15 protein-coding genes are annotated in these 17873 nt (G+C 67.3%); 5 read left to right on the plus strand and 10 right to left on the minus strand.

Annotated elements, in window-relative coordinates; all coding sequences use genetic code 11:
- Positions 1–166 precede the first annotated feature (166 nt).
- From ACFY8O_RS03220 to ACFY8O_RS03235, 4 genes are all read right to left on the minus strand, one after another.
- Entirely contained in the window at positions 167–3511 is a 3345-nt protein-coding gene (locus tag ACFY8O_RS03220; protein ID WP_387898311.1) for a type I restriction endonuclease subunit R, read from the minus strand.
- The gene (locus tag ACFY8O_RS03225; RefSeq protein WP_387898314.1) at positions 3508–4656 is read right to left on the minus strand and encodes a restriction endonuclease subunit S; all 1149 of its coding nucleotides are present in this window, start codon (positions 4654–4656) and stop codon (positions 3508–3510) included. Before ACFY8O_RS03225 ends, ACFY8O_RS03220 begins: the two co-directional genes overlap by 4 nt.
- A gap of 76 nt (positions 4657–4732) precedes the next feature.
- A complete protein-coding gene (locus ACFY8O_RS03230) occupies positions 4733–6367 on the minus strand; it encodes a class I SAM-dependent DNA methyltransferase (RefSeq protein ID WP_387898317.1) in 1635 nt (544 codons plus the stop codon).
- Positions 6368–6403: 36 nt separating this feature from the next.
- On the minus strand, positions 6404–8551 hold the full coding sequence (locus ACFY8O_RS03235; protein ID WP_387898320.1) for a hypothetical protein: 2148 nt from the start codon (positions 8549–8551) through the stop codon (positions 6404–6406).
- 352 nt (positions 8552–8903) lie between these two features.
- On the opposite strand from ACFY8O_RS03235, the gene ACFY8O_RS03240 reads away from it, so the two are divergent.
- From ACFY8O_RS03240 to ACFY8O_RS03250, 3 genes are all read left to right on the plus strand, one after another.
- On the plus strand, positions 8904–10652 hold the full coding sequence (locus ACFY8O_RS03240) for a DUF6119 family protein (RefSeq protein WP_387898323.1): 1749 nt from the start codon (positions 8904–8906) through the stop codon (positions 10650–10652).
- Between the two features lie 100 nt (positions 10653–10752).
- Complete coding sequence (locus tag ACFY8O_RS03245; RefSeq protein ID WP_387898326.1) at positions 10753–10917, plus strand: hypothetical protein; 165 nt, start codon at positions 10753–10755, stop codon at positions 10915–10917.
- Positions 10918–10977: 60 nt separating this feature from the next.
- Positions 10978–11343, plus strand: coding sequence for a hypothetical protein (locus ACFY8O_RS03250; RefSeq protein WP_387898328.1), 366 nt, complete (start codon positions 10978–10980; stop codon positions 11341–11343).
- Between the two features lies 1 nt (position 11344).
- On the opposite strand, the gene ACFY8O_RS03255 is transcribed toward ACFY8O_RS03250, so the two are convergent.
- The gene (locus ACFY8O_RS03255) at positions 11345–11500 is read right to left on the minus strand and encodes a hypothetical protein (protein WP_387898331.1); all 156 of its coding nucleotides are present in this window, start codon (positions 11498–11500) and stop codon (positions 11345–11347) included.
- Positions 11501–11659: 159 nt separating this feature from the next.
- Between ACFY8O_RS03255 and ACFY8O_RS03260 the strand changes: the two genes are divergently transcribed.
- Positions 11660–13051 (plus strand): hypothetical protein, encoded by a 1392-nt coding sequence (locus ACFY8O_RS03260; protein WP_387898333.1) that lies wholly within the window; start codon positions 11660–11662, stop codon positions 13049–13051.
- Between the two features lie 16 nt (positions 13052–13067).
- On the opposite strand, the gene ACFY8O_RS03265 is transcribed toward ACFY8O_RS03260, so the two are convergent.
- The 3 genes from ACFY8O_RS03265 to ychF form a co-directional block, all read right to left on the minus strand.
- Complete coding sequence (locus ACFY8O_RS03265; RefSeq protein WP_037661709.1) at positions 13068–13481, minus strand: PIN domain-containing protein; 414 nt, start codon at positions 13479–13481, stop codon at positions 13068–13070.
- A complete protein-coding gene (locus ACFY8O_RS03270; RefSeq protein ID WP_028438980.1) occupies positions 13463–13747 on the minus strand; it encodes a hypothetical protein in 285 nt (94 codons plus the stop codon). Before ACFY8O_RS03270 ends, ACFY8O_RS03265 begins: the two co-directional genes overlap by 19 nt.
- A gap of 281 nt (positions 13748–14028) precedes the next feature.
- Entirely contained in the window at positions 14029–15117 is a 1089-nt protein-coding gene (ychF, locus tag ACFY8O_RS03275; RefSeq protein WP_145803583.1) for a redox-regulated ATPase YchF, read from the minus strand.
- A gap of 231 nt (positions 15118–15348) precedes the next feature.
- Here ychF and ACFY8O_RS03280 point away from each other — a divergent pair, with 231 nt between their 5' ends.
- Positions 15349–15969, plus strand: a complete 621-nt coding sequence (locus ACFY8O_RS03280) for a DUF6542 domain-containing protein (RefSeq protein WP_387898336.1) — start codon at positions 15349–15351, stop codon at positions 15967–15969.
- 26 nt (positions 15970–15995) lie between these two features.
- Here ACFY8O_RS03280 and ppgK read toward each other — a convergent pair whose 3' ends face one another.
- Both ppgK and ACFY8O_RS03290 read right to left on the minus strand, forming a co-directional pair.
- Entirely contained in the window at positions 15996–16733 is a 738-nt protein-coding gene (ppgK, locus tag ACFY8O_RS03285) for a polyphosphate--glucose phosphotransferase (RefSeq protein ID WP_145803587.1), read from the minus strand.
- 67 nt (positions 16734–16800) lie between these two features.
- A complete protein-coding gene (locus ACFY8O_RS03290; protein ID WP_387898340.1) occupies positions 16801–17841 on the minus strand; it encodes a 4-hydroxy-3-methylbut-2-enyl diphosphate reductase in 1041 nt (346 codons plus the stop codon).
- Positions 17842–17873 lie beyond the last annotated feature (32 nt).

Consider the following 17873-nt stretch of genomic DNA (forward strand, 5'->3'; position numbering starts at 1 on the left):
GAAAGTAGTGGCCTGACGCACCTCACGTCTCGCAGCACGGGAATTTGCTTTTTCCATAAGGCGATCGGGCGCAGCCCCTGCCGACCCCACGAAGGACATCCGGTCGGGCAGACGACCGCCCCGGCAAGCAGACGCTTGCCGGGGCCAGAAGCAAGATGAGCGAGGGCTATGCGTCGGCGGCCGAGCCGTCCTGGGACCACTTGTCGGCAAAGTGTTCCATCTGACGGATCACCAGATCGATCGCTTCCTTGGACTGCTCCGGCGGGTAGCCGTGGCGGGCCAGGAGGCGCCTGATGGTGGCGCGGAGCCTAGCCCGGACCGGTTCGCGGGCGATCCAGTCCTTCTTGAGGTTCTTGCGGACCTGGACCACGAGGTCCCGGGCGATGCCGGAGAGGATCTCGTCGCCCATGAGGTCGCGGGCGCTGCCGAGGTCGGCGACCGCGTCGTAGAAGGCGAGTTCGTCGTCGCCCAGCGGCGGGGTGAACTTCTCACCTCGCCGCGCGTCCTCCGCAACCGTCTTGGCCAGTTCCACCAGCTGGGCGATGATCTCGGCGCTGGTGAGCTGCTGGCGCATGTAGCGGGTCATCAGGTTCTGGAGGCGCTCCGAGAACGCGGTCTGGCGGACGATGTTGTGCCGGGTCTGCTCGCGCATCTTCTGCTCGACGAGACGGCGCAGGGCTTCGGCAGCCAGGTGCGGGGTTTCGCTGTTCTGCAGGCGGCCGACGAGGGCGTCGTTGAGGTGCGTGAGGTCGGCCTTGTCCAGTCCGGCCTCGGAGAAAAGGTCGGTGACGCCGCCGGTCTCCACGACGGCAGAGGTGAGCTGGGAGAGGTAGAGAGCGACGTCACGGGCGACGGGCAGGCCTTGGGCCTCGCGGTCCATGGCGTCGAGCTTCGCCATGTACGTACGGACCTCGACGAGGAACTGGATGTCGCGCTTCCAGTACGGCTGGTCGCCGAACCGGGAGGAGATGTCGGCGGAGGAGCCGGCCAAGGCGAAGAAGCGTTCCAGGCGGTAGCCGTGTTCGCGGAAGCGGCGACTGAGGGTCTGGTTCGGGTCGTCGAGCTGGTCGGGGTTGTTGCCCGGGGTGGCGGGGCTTCGGAGGTACTCGGCCGTGGTGTAGGCCGCCTTGATGAATGCCTTCGGGTCGGGGCGGGAGAGGCGTTCGCGCCAGTTCCAGCCGAGGAGCATCTGATCAAGGATGTCGTACTCATTGCGCAGTTCGTCTAGGGCGCGTTCGATGTCCTGGCCGAGGGTCTGGTCCGCTTGGTCGTCGGCAGAGTACTCAGCGATGGCCTTCTGGAGATTTTCGGTGAGCGGCGCGTAACCGACGAGGAGGCCGTCCTCCTTCTTGCGGAAGCGGCGGTTGACGCGGGCGAGGGCCTGCATCAGGCCGGCGCCGCGCAGCGGCCGGTCCAGGTACATGGTGTGGATGGCCGGCGCGTCGAAACCAGTCAGGAGCATGTTGTTGACAATGAGGAGCTGGAGTTCGTCCTCGGGGTCCTTGGCACGGTTGATGACGGCCTTGCGCTGGGAGTCGCGCAGGGCGTGGGCGCGCAGTTCCTTGGAGTCCTTGCGGGAGTCCGAGGAATAGACGATCTTCATGGCGCCGGTGGTCGGGTCGTCCGTGTGCCAGTCGGGGCGCAGGATCTTCAAGGCGTCGTAGACGAGGACGCAGATCTCACGGGTGGCGCAGACGAGCATCGCCTTGCCGGGGGCTCCGCCGGGTGCGTCGTCGGCATCCGCGACGAACGGCAGCATCGCCGCACGGCGCGCTTCCCAGTGTTCGACCAGGTCCTGGGTCAGGTCGCGTATCCGGGCCGGGGCGCCGTACATGGCGTTCATGGTGGCGACGGCCTGCTCCACGCGGGTGCGCTCGGTGTCGTCCAGACCGTCGGTGATGCGGTCGGCCTCGGTGTCGATGGTGGTGGGGTCAACGTCGTGGTCGAGGACGAGCCGGACGACGCGGCTCTCGTGGTAGACCTTCACGGTCGCGCCGTCGTCAGCGGCCCGCTTGAGGTCGTAAGTGTCGATGTAGTCGCCGAAGACCTCGCGGGTGTTGCGGTCGGCCTCGGAGATCGGGGTGCCGGTGAAGGCGAGCAGCGTGGCGTGCGGGAGGGCGTCGCGCAGGTGACGGGCGTAGCCGTCGAGGTGGTCGTAGTGGCTGCGGTGGGCCTCGTCGACCACGACGACGATGTTGCGCCGCTCGGAGAGGAGGGGGTGGTCGGTCCCGGATTCCTTCTCCAGTTTGGTGCGGCCGAACTTCTGCAGAGTGGTGAAGAGGATGCCGCCAGTGCGCTTGGCGGCGAGTTCTTCACGGAGTTCGGAGCGGTTGAGGAACTGGTGGGGCTGTTCCGGGAGGACCTCACTCTCCTTGAACGTTTCGAAGAGCTGGTCGTCGAGGTCGGTGCGGTCGGTGACGACCACGACCGTGGGGTTGTGCAGGGCGGGGTCACGCATGACGAGGTTGGTGGTCAACACCATCTCCTCGGACTTGCCCGAGCCCTGGGTGTGCCAGACCACGCCGGCCTTGCCGTCGGTCGCGGCGGCGCGGCGTACGGCGTCGGCGGCGCGGGTGACCGCGAAGTACTGGTGGGGCTTCGCGATCCGCTTCATGCGCTTGGCGGGCACGAAGTTGATGAAGGACCGGACGAGGGCGAGGAAACGGGGCTGGGTGAACAGGCCGTGCAGGGCGAGGTCCTGGCCGGTCGGGATGTCGACGTCGGCGTGGACGGCGGCAGCGTCCACGGTGTCCACTCGGGCGCCGAACTCGTCGGTGTTCCACGGGGCGAAGTGCTCGTACGGGGTGAACGGGGTGCCGTACTTGGCGGTGATCCCGTCGGAGAGCAGCACGACCGCGTTGCAGCGGAAGGCGGTCGGGAACTCCTCGACGTAATGCCGGATCTGGGTGTGCGCGGCGGCGAGGGTGGCGTTCGGGTCGCCGGCGCGCTTGAGCTCGATGACGGCGAGCGGGAGACCGTTGACGTACAGGACGAGGTCGAAGCGGCGGTTGCGTTCGCCGTTGATCACGGTCACCTGGCGGACGGCGCGGTACGTGTTCGCGTCCGCGTTCTCCAGGTCGACGATCCGGACGGTCGGTGTGTGCTCGGCGCCGAGCGCGTCGGTGTACGTGACGGAGTGGACGCCGTCGGTCAGGTAGCCGTGCGCGGTCCGGTTCTCCTCGTACGTGTCCTGGGAGGTAGGGGTCGCGGCGGTCGCGAGGGCCTCACGGACGGCCTCTGGGGGGAGGTTGGGGTTGAGCCTCTCGATGGCCTCGTGAAGATCGGAGTAGAGGATCAGGTCGTCCCAGGAACGGCGGTGACCGGATCCGGGCGCGAGCTCATTGCCATCGGCCTTCGGCCAGTCGAGCTCCAGGAGCTCTTCAAGGGCGAGGAGCTCCCAGTCGAGTTCGAGGGGGCGGAAGTTGTCGGGGGTGGGGGTGCCGGGGGTGTTGGGGGTGTTGGGGGTGTTGGGGGTCTCGCTGCTGCCGTTGTCGTTCCCGTGCGTGGTCATGCGTGGTCCTCGACAATCTTCTCGGCGTCCTTGACGCGGAGGCGGCCGGACATGAGTTGGGGGAGGAGGGTGTCGCGGAGGGCGGCGAGGGCAACGGACTCAATCAGCGCCTGGTCGGCACGGTCTTCAAGTGAGTCAAGCTTGACTCGGAGTTCGCGCTGCCGCGAAGTGCTGGGCAAGGTGATCTCTAGGCCCCCTACCTGGGCCCGTCGGAGTTCCGTCTGGCCCGTACTACCTTCGCCCATAGCCTCGATATCCGGCTGAGCTCTCAACATCGCGAACCCTGCGCAGACAGGGTCGACCTGCTGAGCGTCGAATCGCACGATAGTCACATGCGAGTCAACCGTCGCTTTACTATCGGAAGTCCAGCGAGCCACCCTCCCGAGGGTTCCAACTCCAGTCGAGTTCACCAGAACGTCGTTTCGGTTCAGCAGCTTCGGGGGCTTCACCTTCTCACCCAGCGTCCTACGCGCCGGAGACAAGTTCACCCGCCCATCCCGAATGCATTTCTGATTCAGGACGATAAGCTCATCAGGGGCGTCCGAATACTTCGGAGCGACGCCACGCATCAGAGCATTTACCACCGAATCGACCTCGACATCCACCGCCCCATCGCCTTGGATTGCCTGAACGAAAAGGGCCATTCCCAATCCGCGCGCCGTGGTCGCAATGCGCTCATTGACAGCGATCTTGTCGTCCAGCGCCCCGAGAAATGCCGCAACCGAGCGCTGCTCTGCAAGGGGCGGGCAGGGGACCATCAAACCTCGAATGCTCGCCAGAGAATTTGCCAAACTCGGCACGCCGGTAGTAACGGCATGCTCTAGAATGCTGCGACGCCCTGCAGGTGACACGAACCAGTAGTAGAGAAACTCCGGCACGGCTTTACTTTCATCGACACGCGCCTTCACTTGACTTCCCGAGATCACATACCGGTCATAAAGCGGCTCCCTCGGGATCATCGAGACTTGACCAACAGTCCCCTTTCTCGTGAAAATAAGATCCCCCGATGCAACAACGGCGGACTCAATCTCATCAGCTTTTTCGTCCGAGATGAAGACGAAGTCGGAGTCAACAAATACTCCTCTGGCCAGATTCACACCTCGAATGAACGGGACGCCACTCTCCTGATAGTCGGATGTCGTCACTTTCGAACCAAACGGCCCAATCGAGAAAGCCCAACGGTCTGCCGAGGAAAGCTGATCAAATCGGATACTTGACCAATTAGACATCGATCTTCTCCAGCTGCTCGCGCACCGACTTCGCCAGCTCGTCCGACTTGTCGAACAGCTCGTACAGCTCCCCCGTCAACCGTGCGATCTTCTCCGAGACCGCCTCGGCGTCCTCTTCCTCCGCCTCGGCCGCTCCGACGTACCGCCCCGGCGTCAGCACGTACCCGTGATCCTGAATCGTCTTCAGGTCCGCGCTCGCGCAGAACCCCGGCACGTCCGCGTACGAGGCCCCCGCGTCCTTCGCGCTCGCCGTCCCCCGCCACGCGTGGTAAGTCCCCGCGATCTTCGCGAGGTCGGCCTCTGTCAGGACCCGCTCAGTGCGGTCGACCATCTCGCCCATGTCCCGGGCATCGATGAACAGGATCTCGCCCCGGCGATCCGCAGCCGCAGCCTTCTGCCCCTTCACACCCCCCGGCGACTTGTCCTTTGCCAGGAACCAGAGACAAGCCGGAATGGCAGTCGTCCGGAACAGCTGCGCCGGCAGCGCGACCATGCACGCCACCATGTCCCCGTCCACCAGGGCCTGCCGGATCTCGCCCTCGCCGCTCTGCTGGCTGCTCATCGAGCCGTTGGCGAGGACGACGCCGGCCGTCCCCCGCTCCCCCAGCTTGCTGATCATGTGCTGGAGCCAGGCGTAGTTGGCGTTACCCCTCGGCGGGACGCCGTACTTCCATCGCGCATCCGACTCGTTCCGCGCCCAGTCCTTGATGTTGAAGGGCGGGTTGGCCATGACGTAGTCGGCCTTGAGGTCCGGGTGCTTGTCGTCGGAGAAGGTGTCGCCCCAGCGGGCGGCGAGGTTGCCGTCGATGCCGTGGATGGCGAGGTTCATCTTGGCCAGGCGCCAGGTGCGTTCGTTGAGTTCCTGGCCATAGACGGAGATATCGGATTTATGGCTGCGGCCGCGGTGGGCCTCGATGAACTTGGCAGCCTGGACGAACATCCCTCCCGATCCGCAGGCCGGGTCGTACACCCGGCCCTCGTACGGTTCCAGGACCTCCACCAGGAGGCGGACGACGCTGCTCGGGGTGTAGAACTCACCGCCCCGCTTGCCTTCCGCGCGGGCGAAGTTGCCGAGGAAGTACTCGTAGACCTCGCCGAGGACGTCCTGGGCGGGCTTGTCGTCGCTGCCGCCGAAGCGTGCGTCGGTGATGAGGTCGACGAGTTCGGCCAGGCGCTTCTTGTCGACGTTGTCCTTGTTGAAGATCTTGGGGAGGACGCCGGTCAGCGACGGGTTGGCCTTCATGATGGCGTCCATCGCCTGGTCGAGGACCTCGCCGACGTTGCCGCTCTTGGCGTTGGCGGAGATCGAGGACCAGCGGGCGCTCTCGGGGACCCAGAAGACGTGGTGCCCGGTGTACTCGTCCTGGTCCTCCAGGAACTCCTCCAGCCGGTCCTCGGCGATGCCTTCCTCCGCGAGCTCCTTGGCGAGCTGCTCGCGGCGCTCCTCGAAGGCGTCGGAGACGTACTTGAGGAAGATCAGTCCGAGGACGAATTCCTTGTACTGGTTGGCGTCCATGGAGCCGCGCAGCTTGTCTGCGGCCTTCCAGAGGATGGCCTGGATCTCCTTGGGCGTGGAGGCGGTGAACAACTCCGCCTGGTCGGCGGGCTTCTTCTTCCGGGGAGGCATGGGCGCTCGGGTCTCCTTCAAGAGTCGGACGAGAGATCAGACGAGAGGGGGTTCGGTGAGGGTCAGCGTGCCGTCGACGAGGCCGGCGGCGGTCAGGGAAGTCAGGTCGTCGAGGGCCGCCGCGTGCTGGCGCAGCAGGGCCGTACGGCGGGCGATGTCGGCCAGGAGCGCGTCGTACCGCTCGGCCTCGTCGCCGGGGAGGTCGGGGATGAGGAGGTCCTCTATGCGGCGGGCGGAGCGGACCGCGCCACTCACCCGCCGGTGTTCGGCCGCCGCCGAGCGCAGGAGCGCTGCCAGGACACGGGGCCGTACGGGATGCTCAGCATCGGCTCGTACGCGCAGGACGCGGGCGGGGAAGGCGACCACGGACAGGCCCTCGTCGTCGACGTACGCGCCGAAGCTCGGGGTGGCGGTGACGACGATGTCGCCGGGTTCGGTGAAGTAGGCGTGCTCGTAAGCGGTGAGGAGTACGGCGCGGTCGATGCGGTGGCTGCCGACCGGCGCGCTGCCGGTGATCTCGGCCGGGGTGAGGACGGTGTAGTGACCTGCGCCGCCGGTGGTGAGGTGTTCGTCGGCGATGCGGTGGCCGGGCAGGCGCCGAAGGCGACGGTCCTTGAGTAGGCGGGCCACGGTGGTGCGGCGGACCGGCCGGTCATCGGGGCGCAGGACGGCGTTGCTGCGGATCGTGGGTGCGTGGTCGAGTGCGCTGCGGGTGGCGTCGATCAGCTGCTGGAGCCGGAGTTCGGTTTCGGAGATGCGGGCGGGGCGTTCGACGACGGTGCGGGTGTAGCGGTCGGCGTGCGAGCGGTGCTGCGGGGTGAACGCAGTGCCCGGTGCGCCGGTCAGGGTGGTGGCCGGGACGATGACGGCGTTGCGCGGTTCGTGACGGCCGTCCGACCGCCAGCCGGCGTCACGGAAGATGTCGATGTCCTCGGCCAGCGTGTCCAGGGCCTGCGCGGTAAGGGTGCGTGAGGAGAGGTCGGCGAGGAGGATCTGGCCGGTGCGCTGTGCTTCGGGGGTGCGGTGCAGGACCCAGACCGCGGTGCGGTGGGCCGGGCGGAAAGGGAGCACGCCTTCGGGGAGACTGATCGCGGCCTTTAGGAGGTGCTGTTCCAGGAAGCCCCGGCGCAGGCGGTCTGCTTCCCCGCGTGCGGGCAGGGGGCGGACGAGCGCATCGGCGGGGCCCAGGACGATGGCCGTGCAGTCCTCGGCGAGGAGGTCGGTGAGGTCCTGCAGGTTCTGCAGGACGGCGAGCGAGCTGCGGGTCTCGGCCGCCTCGTAGGGGAGGGCACAGACGACGACGTGCGGGTCTCCCCAGTCGTCCGTGGCCAGTTCCTCGCCGTCCACGAGGTCCATCTCGTACTCCTGGACGCCTTGGGCCATGAGGCGGCGGCGGGCGAGCCGGGCTAGGTCCGGCATCGGGTCCGCGGAGAGGAAGAAGGGCATGCCCTCGGCGTCGGACACTGCTTCGCGCAGGGCGACCAGCAGATCTCCGCTCCTGGGATACAGGACGGCGGCCGTCGCCCCTTGCTCGCGCTCGTTCAGACGCGCGATGCCGGACAGGTGGGCCATCGCCCGACTCACCAGCGGAATCGGTTCGTCGGCGGCGAGGTCGTCGCAGCCCAGGCGGCGGCGCGCGTCCATGACCCGTTCGAGCGCGTCGGCCGGGGTGTAGGCGGCCTCGGTGAGGTGGTCGGCGAGTACAGCGAGCAGGGGGCCCTGACGTTCGGCGTCCGGCAGGTCGCGCAGTTCTTTGTGGAGGTAGGTGTCCTCGAAGTCGGTCTCCGAGGCGCGCTCCAGGATCGTGCGCCACGGCAGCTCGGAGAGCGGTTCGTCGAGGAGCTGGCGCAGGCAGAGCAGCGCGGTCACCGTGTCGACCAGCGTGCGGGCAGGGATCGCGCGCCGCCAGGCGGACAGGGTGTGCAGCACCAGCTCCGCCTGGATCTGGTCGGCGTCAGCGTTGCCGCGGCCGGTGGACAGCAGCCATTCGGCGACTTCGCCGCCGTCGAAGAGCGGGCTGGCTCCCTCGTATGCGACGGGCTCAGGGAAGTCCGCGTGCCGGCGCACCCAGGTGGTGACGACGGGCCGTTGAACTTGGGCCAAGTTCGCAATTTCGGCGTAACTGATCCGCCAGGAGGTCTCCTCCGGCAGGATGGGAGCGGTTGCTTCACGTGTGTCGGCCATGCGGTTCCGCTCCCTTCGTGACGACTGCCGCGTGCTCTCGGTCGAGAACGTTTCTCCCAGTGCACCTCACACGCTACAGCCGCCCGAGCTCTCATCTGCGCCAGTGGTTGATAACCAGGGTTATCAGGTTCTCGAACAATTTCACCTCTGATCTTCTGGCACCTTCGTCACCATCACCCCGGCACCACCCGCTGGGACGCCGGCCCCATACGAGTCTGATCGCACCGGCGCCCTCATCGCCGCACCTCTGCTCCCTTGCACGGCACTCGCCCTTGTCCGCCTCGACACCACCCGTCCCGTAAGGCCGCTCGTGTTACCGAACCGCACCGCAACCTCGCCCCAGGAGACCTCTGTGTCCAGCACCGCGTCGAAGCGCACCCTGTACCGCCTGACCGACGTCAAGGCGACCCCTGAGTCGATGCTCGAAGCCCTCGACGTCGACGCCCTCGACACCCTGGACGCGGTCGTGCGCGACGTCAGCGATCACATGGGAGTTCCCGCACTCGCGGTGTCCTTCGCCGTAGCGAAGGAGGAAGCCGCCTGGGGCAAGGACGTCCTCCGGCTCGTCGGCGAATCGGACCTGCTGCAGAGCGAGCAGCGCACCGGCGCACTGCTCGTGCTCGCCGTCGACGACGTGGTGTACGCGATCGGCTTCGACCAGGGCTACCGGCTTCTCCCCGTCCAGCTCAAGGACGCGCACTTCGGTCTGTCCTTCGGTATCCGCGCCATCAACCCGCGTCAGGTGCGGGACTTCACCGCCAGCGTCCTCGGCCAGGCCCGCATCGACAGTTCCCTGATCCCTGCCGGCGCCTCCGTACCGGCACTCGGACTCCGGGACCACGGGCGGATCATCCGCCACCTCGGCGGCTACCTCGACGAAGTCGACCTCACCGCGGGGAGCGGCACCAGGAACGGGGCCATGACCGCGGAGGGCGGCATCGGTCTCCGTATCAAACTCGGCACCACCCCCGCCACACTGATCAAGGACATCCGCGCCATCGCCGCGATCTGCGAGCACGTCGTTCCCCACCCCGACCTGGCCTTCGTCGAGCACATCACCGTGGTCAAGGACCCTTCCCTCATCGACGCGCTCGACGCGGAACTGGACGCCACGCTCGGCCGTCCCGCAGACGGCCGGATCATCACCGCCGTCCCCTTCTCCCAGAGCACCGACCTGCCCCGGTCCACCGCCTGCACCATCAAGATCGGGTCCTGCCCGCCCCACCTCCGGGACGAGTTCAGTCTCGACTACGTCCTGGAGCGGGCCCGTGTGATCAAGGCAGGCGCCCGCGTCACGGCGCTCCGGCAGGGCACCGTCGAACTGTTTCGTGACACGCTCTCCGCACGGACCGCGCTCGCCCCGCGCACCGCCTCCCTGGAAGCCCTGTCCAAGGAAACCGCCATGAAGTGGATCGAGGCCACCTTCTCCCTCAGCTCCCGCACGTTCTGTCTGCTCGACGGTGAGTGGTACGAGCTCGGGGCGGGCTACCTGCGCAACGTCAACGAGACCGTGGCTCCCTTGTTCCCCGACGCGCCCTCCGTCGATCTCCCCCGCTGGCCGCTCGTCGAGAAGCTCAACAAGAAGGGTATGCGCGTGATGCGTCCCGTAGACGAAGGCGACTACAACAAGCTGGCCGCCCAGGCCCGTCGCGGCTGGGTCTGCCTGGACAAGAAGAATGTCCACAACCCCTTTCGGGCAAGCAACTCCGTCGAGATCTGCGACCTGTTCACCGAGGACGACACTCTTGTCCTCGTGAAGCCCGCGCACTCCTCTAGCCCGCTGAGTCACCTGTTCAGCCAGGCGCGCGTCTCCGTTGAGCTCCTCTTCGAGAACGCGGCCGTACGCTCGGAGTTCGCCCGGTCCGTACACGTCAACAGCGATCCGGCCCGCAGCATCCCCGAGGACTTCACCCCGCGCCGCGTCGTCTTCGCGATTCTTCTGAAGGACGGAGCCAAGCTCACGCCGGACTCCCTCTTCCCGTTCTCCGCCATCACCCTGGCCCAGACCGCGAAGGCCCTCGCCGCTCGCGGCGTGACCGTCGAAGTCATCGGCGTCGAAAGCGAGTCGGTCCAGTCCGCCATGCTCGACGAGGCTGCATAGCAGCCCGGGCCCGCTCACCACGTGCAGCGTTCCGGGAGCCTGGCCGAATCCGCTTCCCCTTGAGCGCACCCCTACCTGCGAGCGGCCGACGCTCCCACTCGTGCGCCACATCACCGCCGTCAAGGAGTACCTGAATGAGCTGGCTCACTGGGACATAGACGCCCCGGAGACGAAAGCCGCGGCACTGACGGAGACCAAGCAGCTTTTGAGCCTGCTGAAGCTGATCGACCACGACCCACGGCCCTGGCCGGCTGAGGCGCCCTGAGCCGGGCCTGCTGTCAGGCTTCCGGCTCAGGGCTGTCGAGGCCGAGTTCGATCACCGCGAGTGCACGAGTGCGATGTCCTGATCCTGCCGGCCGACGAAGCTGCACTCTCACGGCAGATCCGGATGGCGCCGCGAGGCAATAAGTGCCTGCTGGCCATCGAGTGCAAGTACTACACCGCCAGCCGGGTCGGCATCGGCCACGCGCGTAATTTCGAGGGGTTGCACACCGACCTGCGGACCGCCCGCAACCTGTTCGTCTCCAACACGGGAGCATCGAGCGTGGTCAAGTACGTGTCCGCCCGCAAGCGCGGATACGAGCGGGAGGTCGTACCAGCCAACGTCAACACCGCCGGCTACACACGTGGCCAGATCCGCGAGGCGTTCAAGATCTACCTCGGCAAGACGGCTCCGTCCACGGTGATCTGATTCAGACGCGCACCGCGGCGACCGTCGACAACGTCCACGTACGCCCGATCTCGGGCTCAGCTGCGTGCACCACGATGTCGGCCCACTGCCCCTCCTGGACGTCCACCCGCACCCCAAGCCAGTTCAGCCAGATCCCTATCGACGACTCTGAACCCAAGCCGTTTCGCATCAATACCAGGAATAACTACTCTCGCCGTAAACACGCCCTCTATATCTCTCACCCGATCGAGGAGTCCTTTCAACAGCCCAGAATTCCCGCAAGGGCAGCGGGCATCGTCTCCGGGGGCAGGGCACCCAGGGAACGGCGGGAGGCTACATGGAACAGGCCCTCAACAAGCGGCAGCAGGCCGTGCTCGGCTGGGTGGGCCAGGGGTGTCCCGACGGAGTCTGGCCAGACAGCACGTACAAGACCAGCGGACAGGCCCTGCAGAACCGAGGGCTCATCAAAGTCAACAAACGCCGCGGGCATTGGAGCGTCCACCTCACCGAGAAGGGGCGGCAGCATCTCATCGAACGCGGCATCCGCCCCGTGGAGCAGAGCACCCGACCGCCGGAGCGCCCCACCCGAAAAGCGGCACCGCCGCGCCCCCGAGCCGTGCCGAAGGCCCTTGCGAACTACGCGGACCAGCTACTCGATGAACTGGCCGTTGCGAACGACTGCTGTCTCATCAAGCCCATCGAATCCGGCCCGCACGCGGTGAATTGGGCGTCACGGGTCAACGCCGCCCGCAAGTCCGGCAAGATCCCCCACACGCAGGAAATCCACGGATACCGCACCCACCGCGGCTACGAGATCAAGCTGGTCGACATCCCTGCCTGGCGCCTCACGGAACTCACCCCGCTCCCTGTGCCGGCCAGACTCACCAAACCCCATGCCGTCGTGGCCGCCCTCCAAAAGCAACCGCAGCCCATGGGCCTGACCAAACCCCTCCAGGGCCGAGCCCTGCGCATCATCCAAACCTTCATCGCCGCCACCACAGCCCAAGGCCACAAGGCATCGCTCGGAACCACACAAGGCGCGCCCCCGCCCCATCGGCGCCGCAAGGCACCACCGCACTTCTCCATCACCGCCCACGGCGAAAGTGTCGGATTCCTCGTCCTCCAAGAACAGGACCGCAACGAACACGTCCCCACAGACAAGGAGCTCGCCGACGCCAAGAAGCACTCATGGATGCGCATCCCCCGCTTCGACTACACCCCCTCCAGCCGCCTACGCTTCATACTCCGCGGCGGCAGCCCGCACCGTGCAAGCGAATGGGCAGATCTCCCCGACCGGCCTCTGGAAGAACAACTCGCCGAGATCGTGCAGGAGGTCGGACTCCGCGGCGAAGCCGCAGAACGCAAACGCCTTGCAGACCAGCAAGCCAGAGAGGTACAGCAAAAGCGCTGGGAAGCCGCCATGCAGGAAGCCCACGTCGCCTACGCCCATGCCTACCGCGTCAAACAGCTCGGAGAACAGGCGGACACCTGGTACCAGGCCAGGCGCCTGACTGAATACGTCGCAGCAGTAGGCGTCCATGCCACATCACTTCCGCCCGGGCAGGAGCGGACCGAGGTCGAGGCGTGGCTCGCGTTCGCGGACGCGCACCTCCAAAACCTCACCGAATCGGTCTCAGCGCCGAAACTGCCCACGCCGCCGAAACCCAGCGGCGACGACCTCAAGCCCTTCCTCGGTCACTGGAGCCCCTACGGACCCCGCTCCTACTGAGCCGGGCCAAGGGAAATCACACCGCCACGAGCCGGACCCGCTCACCGCACAGCTTGGCCATGTCGTCAATATCGGAAGTCAGCATGACCACGGGGCGGTGCTGTCGCAGCGCGGCCTCGGCGACGGCCGCATCGATCGCGTACTTGTGTCCGTGCAATCCGGCATTCATCAGCAACTTCGAGGCAGCCCTCGCCTCCTCGTCACCGACCGGGACGACCCGCAGCCCGGAAAGCACCCAGTTCAGGCGTGACTTGTTCGTACGGGCGTGGACGGCCTCGATGATGGTGAGCGCACTGATCACGACCTCCATGCCACGCGAGCGCGCCTCAGCGATCAGAGCCACCACCTGTTCTTCGTCAGCGAGCAGCTTCGAGAGTCCCTCGCTGTCGAGGACGAGCGTCCCCTCGTGACTCAGCCTGCGGCGGGCCACTCGGCCTCCTCGGCGAACACCTCGTCGAAGACCTGCCGCGCCCGCTGACGAGCCGGCTCGGAGACGGGCCCCTTGCGGCTCTCGTAGTCCGCCAGGTACTCGTCCAGGACCTGCCCGCGCAGCTCACGCTCGACCGCCTCGGCGATGAACGCGGAGAACTCCCGCTTGCCCACGCGAGCCCGGATCGCCTCCGCGGTCCCCTCCGGCAGCGACAAGCTCACCCGCGTCGCTGGCCCTTCCCCGATGCTGTACGTCGCCTCAGCCATACCCCCGATTGTGTCAAACGAGTAGGAAAAGCGCCACGTCTGCACTACCTTCAAAGCTCGGTCAGCGCCCCGCTCACACAAATCCCAGCACGGGCACCCCCATCCCATCCCAGCACGATCCCAGCACGGTAGGGATGAGCAGAGGTGATGACAGGTGACGAGGAGTCAGCTATCCCAGCACCATCCCAGCACGGGAAAAAATAAAGGGCCCGACTCCGAAGAGTCGGACCCTCTCTGAGCTGCACGTTTGCCAGATCAGCGACGTGGTGGTAAGTCGCCCACTACACGTTGAAGCGGAACTCCACCACATCGCCGTCCTGCATCACGTAGTCCTTGCCCTCCATGCGCGCCTTGCCCTTCGCGCGGGCCTCGGCGACCGAGCCGGTCTCGACCAGGTCCTCGAAGGAGACGATCTCCGCCTTGATGAAGCCCTTCTGGAAGTCGGTGTGGATCACACCGGCCGCCTCCGGGGCCGTGGCGCCCTTCTTGATCGTCCAGGCGCGGGCTTCCTTCGGACCTGCCGTGAGGTAGGTCTGGAGGCCCAGGGTGTCGAAGCCGACGCGGCCGAGGGTGGCCAGGCCGGGCTCTTCCTGGCCCATGGACTGGAGGAGTTCGAGGGCCTCGTCGTCGTCCAGCTCGATCAGCTCGGACTCGATCTTGGCGTTGAGGAAGATGGCCTCCGCCGGGGCGACCAGGGCACGCTGCTCGTTCTTGAAGTCCTCGTCGACCAGCTCGTCCTCGTCGACGTTGAAGACGTAGAGGAAGGGCTTCGTCGTGAGCAGGTGCAGCTCGTGGAGCAGGCGGCCCTTCTCGGTGCCGGCGGTGATGCCCTTGGAGAAGAGGGTGTCGCCCGCTTCGAGGATCTTCTGGGCCTCCTCCACGGCGGCGAGGACCGCGACCTTCTCCTTCTGGAGGCGGGACTCCTTCGTCAGGCGCGGGACGGCCTTCTCGACGGACTGGAGGTCGGCGAGGATCAGCTCGGTGTTGATCGTCTCGATGTCGTCCTTGGGCGAGACCTTGCCGTCGACGTGGACGACGTTCTCGTCCTTGAAGGCCCGGATGACCTGGCAGATGGCGTCGGACTCGCGGATGTTCGCGAGGAACTTGTTGCCCAGGCCCTCACCCTCGCTCGCACCGCGCACGATGCCCGCGATGTCGACGAAGTCGACGGTGGCGGGGAGCAGCTTCTGCGAGTTGAAGATCTCGGCGAGCTTGTCCAGACGCGGATCCGGGACGCCCACGACGCCGACGTTCGGCTCGATGGTGGCGAACGGGTAGTTGGCCGCCAGCACGTCGTTCTTGGTCAGGGCATTGAACAGGGTCGACTTGCCGACATTCGGCAGGCCGACGATTCCGATCGTGAGCGACACGTTGGCGACTTCCTGAAGTGAGGAGAGGGGGCTGTGCGGGCGGGCCGCGCGTGGACCCGATTCTCCAGTTTACGGGCGGGCCCGGGCTCCCCGTCACGGGTGCGGGCCCGCAGCCGTCCCCGGGGCCGAACGGTTGTGTTTCGGCCGTGTGGCATCGAACGCAGAGCCAAGGTCGTCCAAAGGGCGTGTCCCGCACCTGTGGGAGACCGTCCCGCGACCTAGGTTGTCGGGGTGGAGCAGCACAGGACACGTACCCCGCAGCGCAGGCAGCCCTCGCAGGTCCCGCCTGCCCCGCCCGGTGGCCTCGGCGAGGGCACGGCGGCGGCCGGCTATCCGGTGACGGTGGCGGTCGCCCCCGCACCGGCTGCCGGCCAGGGGCCGACGGGGGCCCGGACGGGTCCGGTCGCGCCGGTGGTGCTGGCGCTGCGCCGGTTCCCCAACCCCCGGCTGACCGGCATCGGTGCGGGGCTCTTCGCGGCCCTGACCATGTTCCTGCTGGCCTGCCTGGACCAGCTGCTCCTCGGTGGCTCCGAGGCCGTGTACGGGGTGCTGTTCCTCCTCGTCAGCGCCCTGACCGCCTACTGGGTCCGGCCCGCCGACCTGGTGACCGCCCCGATCATCGTGCCCATCGCCTTCGCGGTGGGCGTGATCCCCGTCGCCGGGGGCACGGGCGGCTTCGGCGGGCAGGCGATGGCCGTGGTGACCGCGCTGGCCGTCCATGCCGGCTGGCTGTACGGGGGCACACTCGTCGCGGGGCTCATCGCCTCCGTACGGAAGATCCGGCAGATGCGGGAGCGGCAGCGTCACCTGCTCAGGGCCGACCGGGTCGCCGCCCGCCGCCCCCGCCCGTAGGACCACCCGTACGGATCAGGCCGGGCTCACTTGCCGGCCGCCGCCATGGCCGCGCCGACGATCCCGGCGTTGTTCTGGAGCACTGCCGGGACCATCTCGGCCCGTACGTGCTCGATGAGCGGCAGGAACTTCTCCGCCTTGCGGCTGACGCCGCCGCCGATGATGAAGAGCTCCGGCGAGAACAGCATCTCCACGTGCACCAGGTACTTCTGCACCCGGTGCGCCCAGTGCTGCCAGCTGAGGTCCTCGTCCTCCTTGGCCTTCGTGGAGGCGCGCTTCTCCGCGTCGTGGCCGTGCAGCTCGAGGTGGCCGAGCTCGGTGTTGGGGACGAGGTGCCCGTCCGTGAAGACCGCGCTGCCGATGCCCGTGCCGAGGGTCAGCATGATCACGGTGCCCTTGCGGTCGCGGCCCGCGCCGAACGTCATCTCGGCGATGCCCGCCGCGTCCGCGTCGTTGAGGATCGTGACGGGCCGGCCGATGCGGTCGCTGAGGAGCGCGCGGGCGTCCGTGTCGATCCAGCCCTTGTCCACGTTGGCCGCGGTCCGGGTGATGCCGCCGGTGACGACCCCGGGGAACGTGATGCCGACCGGTCCCTGCCAGTCGAAGTGGTCCACGACCTCGGCCACACCCGCGGCCACGCTGTCAGGCGTGGCCGGGTGGGGTGTCAGTACTTTGTGGCGCTCCCGCGCCAGCTCTCCGCGGTCCAGGTCAACGGGCGCACCCTTGATGCCCGAACCGCCGATGTCCACACCGAAAATCTCCATGTGATCCACGGTACGGGCAGGTGGCACGGATCACTCCCCGGAGGGTCGATCCGGGGGCGCGCCCGGCTTACTCGGCGGAGAGGGCGGCGGCCTCGGCGCGCAAGTCGCGCCGGAGCTCCTTGGGCAGCGAGAAGGTGATCGACTCGTCGGCGGTCTTCACCGTCTCCACGTCGGCGTAACCCCGCTCGCCCAGCCACTCCAGCACGCCGTCGACCAGGACGTCGGGGACGGAGGCCCCCGAGGTGAGGCCGACCGTGGTGACGCCCTCCAGCCAGGCCTCGTCGATCTCGTCGGCGAAGTCGACCAGGTGGGCGGCGGGCGCGCCCGCGTCCAGGGCGACCTCGACCATGCGGATCGAGTTGGAGGAGTTCTTGGAGCCCACGACGATGACCAGCTCGGCGTCCTCGGCCAGCTTCTTCACCGCGATCTGGCGGTTCTGGGTGGCGTAGCAGATGTCGTCGCTCGGCGGGGAGAGGAGGTTCGGGAACTTCTGCTTGAGCGCGCCGACGGTCTCCATCGTCTCGTCCACGGAGAGCGTGGTCTGCGAGAGCCAGACGACCTTCGACTCGTCGCGGACCTCGACGTTCGCGACGTCCTCGGGGCCGTCGACCAGCGTGATGTGGTCGGGGGCCTCGCCGCTCGTGCCGATGACCTCCTCGTGGCCCTCGTGGCCGATCAGGAGGATGTCGTAGTCCTCCTTGGCGTAGCGCACGGCTTCCTTGTGGACCTTGGTGACGAGCGGGCAGGTCGCGTCGATGGTGGCGAGCTTGCGCTCGGCGGCCTCGGCGTGGACGGTCGGGGCGACTCCGTGGGCGGAGAACATCACGATGGAGCCCTCGGGCACCTCGGCGGTCACGTCGACGAAGATCGCGCCCTTCTTCTCCAGCGTCTGCACGACGTACTTGTTGTGCACGATCTCGTGGCGGACGTAGATCGGGGCGCCGTACTGCTCCAGGGCCTTCTCGACGGCGATCACGGCGCGGTCCACGCCCGCGCAGTAGCCGCGGGGCGCGGCGAGCAGGACACGGCGGGTGTTACTGCCGCGCGTAGCGCCTCCACTCGGGGCGGCGGCGGGTGACGGGCTGGGCGTAGCAGTCATGCGTCCCATCGTAAGGCCGTACCGAACAGGCGCCGGATCGG

It is taken from the genome of Streptomyces argenteolus, from assembly GCF_042902585.1.
Classification (GTDB): Bacteria; Actinomycetota; Actinomycetes; order Streptomycetales; family Streptomycetaceae; genus Streptomyces; species Streptomyces argenteolus.

Excerpts from the sequence above, each read along its gene's own strand:
- ACFY8O_RS03290 (WP_387898340.1), bottom strand. The coding sequence starts at position 17,841 with ATGGGACGCATGACTGCTACGCCCAGCCCGTCACCCGCCGCCGCCCCG.
- ACFY8O_RS03220 (WP_387898311.1), bottom strand. The coding sequence starts at position 3,511 with ATGACCACGCACGGGAACGACAACGGCAGCAGCGAGACCCCCAACACC.
- ACFY8O_RS03270 (WP_028438980.1), bottom strand. The coding sequence starts at position 13,747 with ATGGCTGAGGCGACGTACAGCATCGGGGAAGGGCCAGCGACGCGGGTG.
- ACFY8O_RS03230 (WP_387898317.1), bottom strand. The coding sequence starts at position 6,367 with ATGCCTCCCCGGAAGAAGAAGCCCGCCGACCAGGCGGAGTTGTTCACC.
- ACFY8O_RS03235 (WP_387898320.1), bottom strand. The coding sequence starts at position 8,551 with ATGGCCGACACACGTGAAGCAACCGCTCCCATCCTGCCGGAGGAGACC.
- ACFY8O_RS03260 (WP_387898333.1), top strand. The coding sequence starts at position 11,660 with ATGGAACAGGCCCTCAACAAGCGGCAGCAGGCCGTGCTCGGCTGGGTG.
- ppgK (WP_145803587.1), bottom strand. The coding sequence starts at position 16,733 with ATGGAGATTTTCGGTGTGGACATCGGCGGTTCGGGCATCAAGGGTGCG.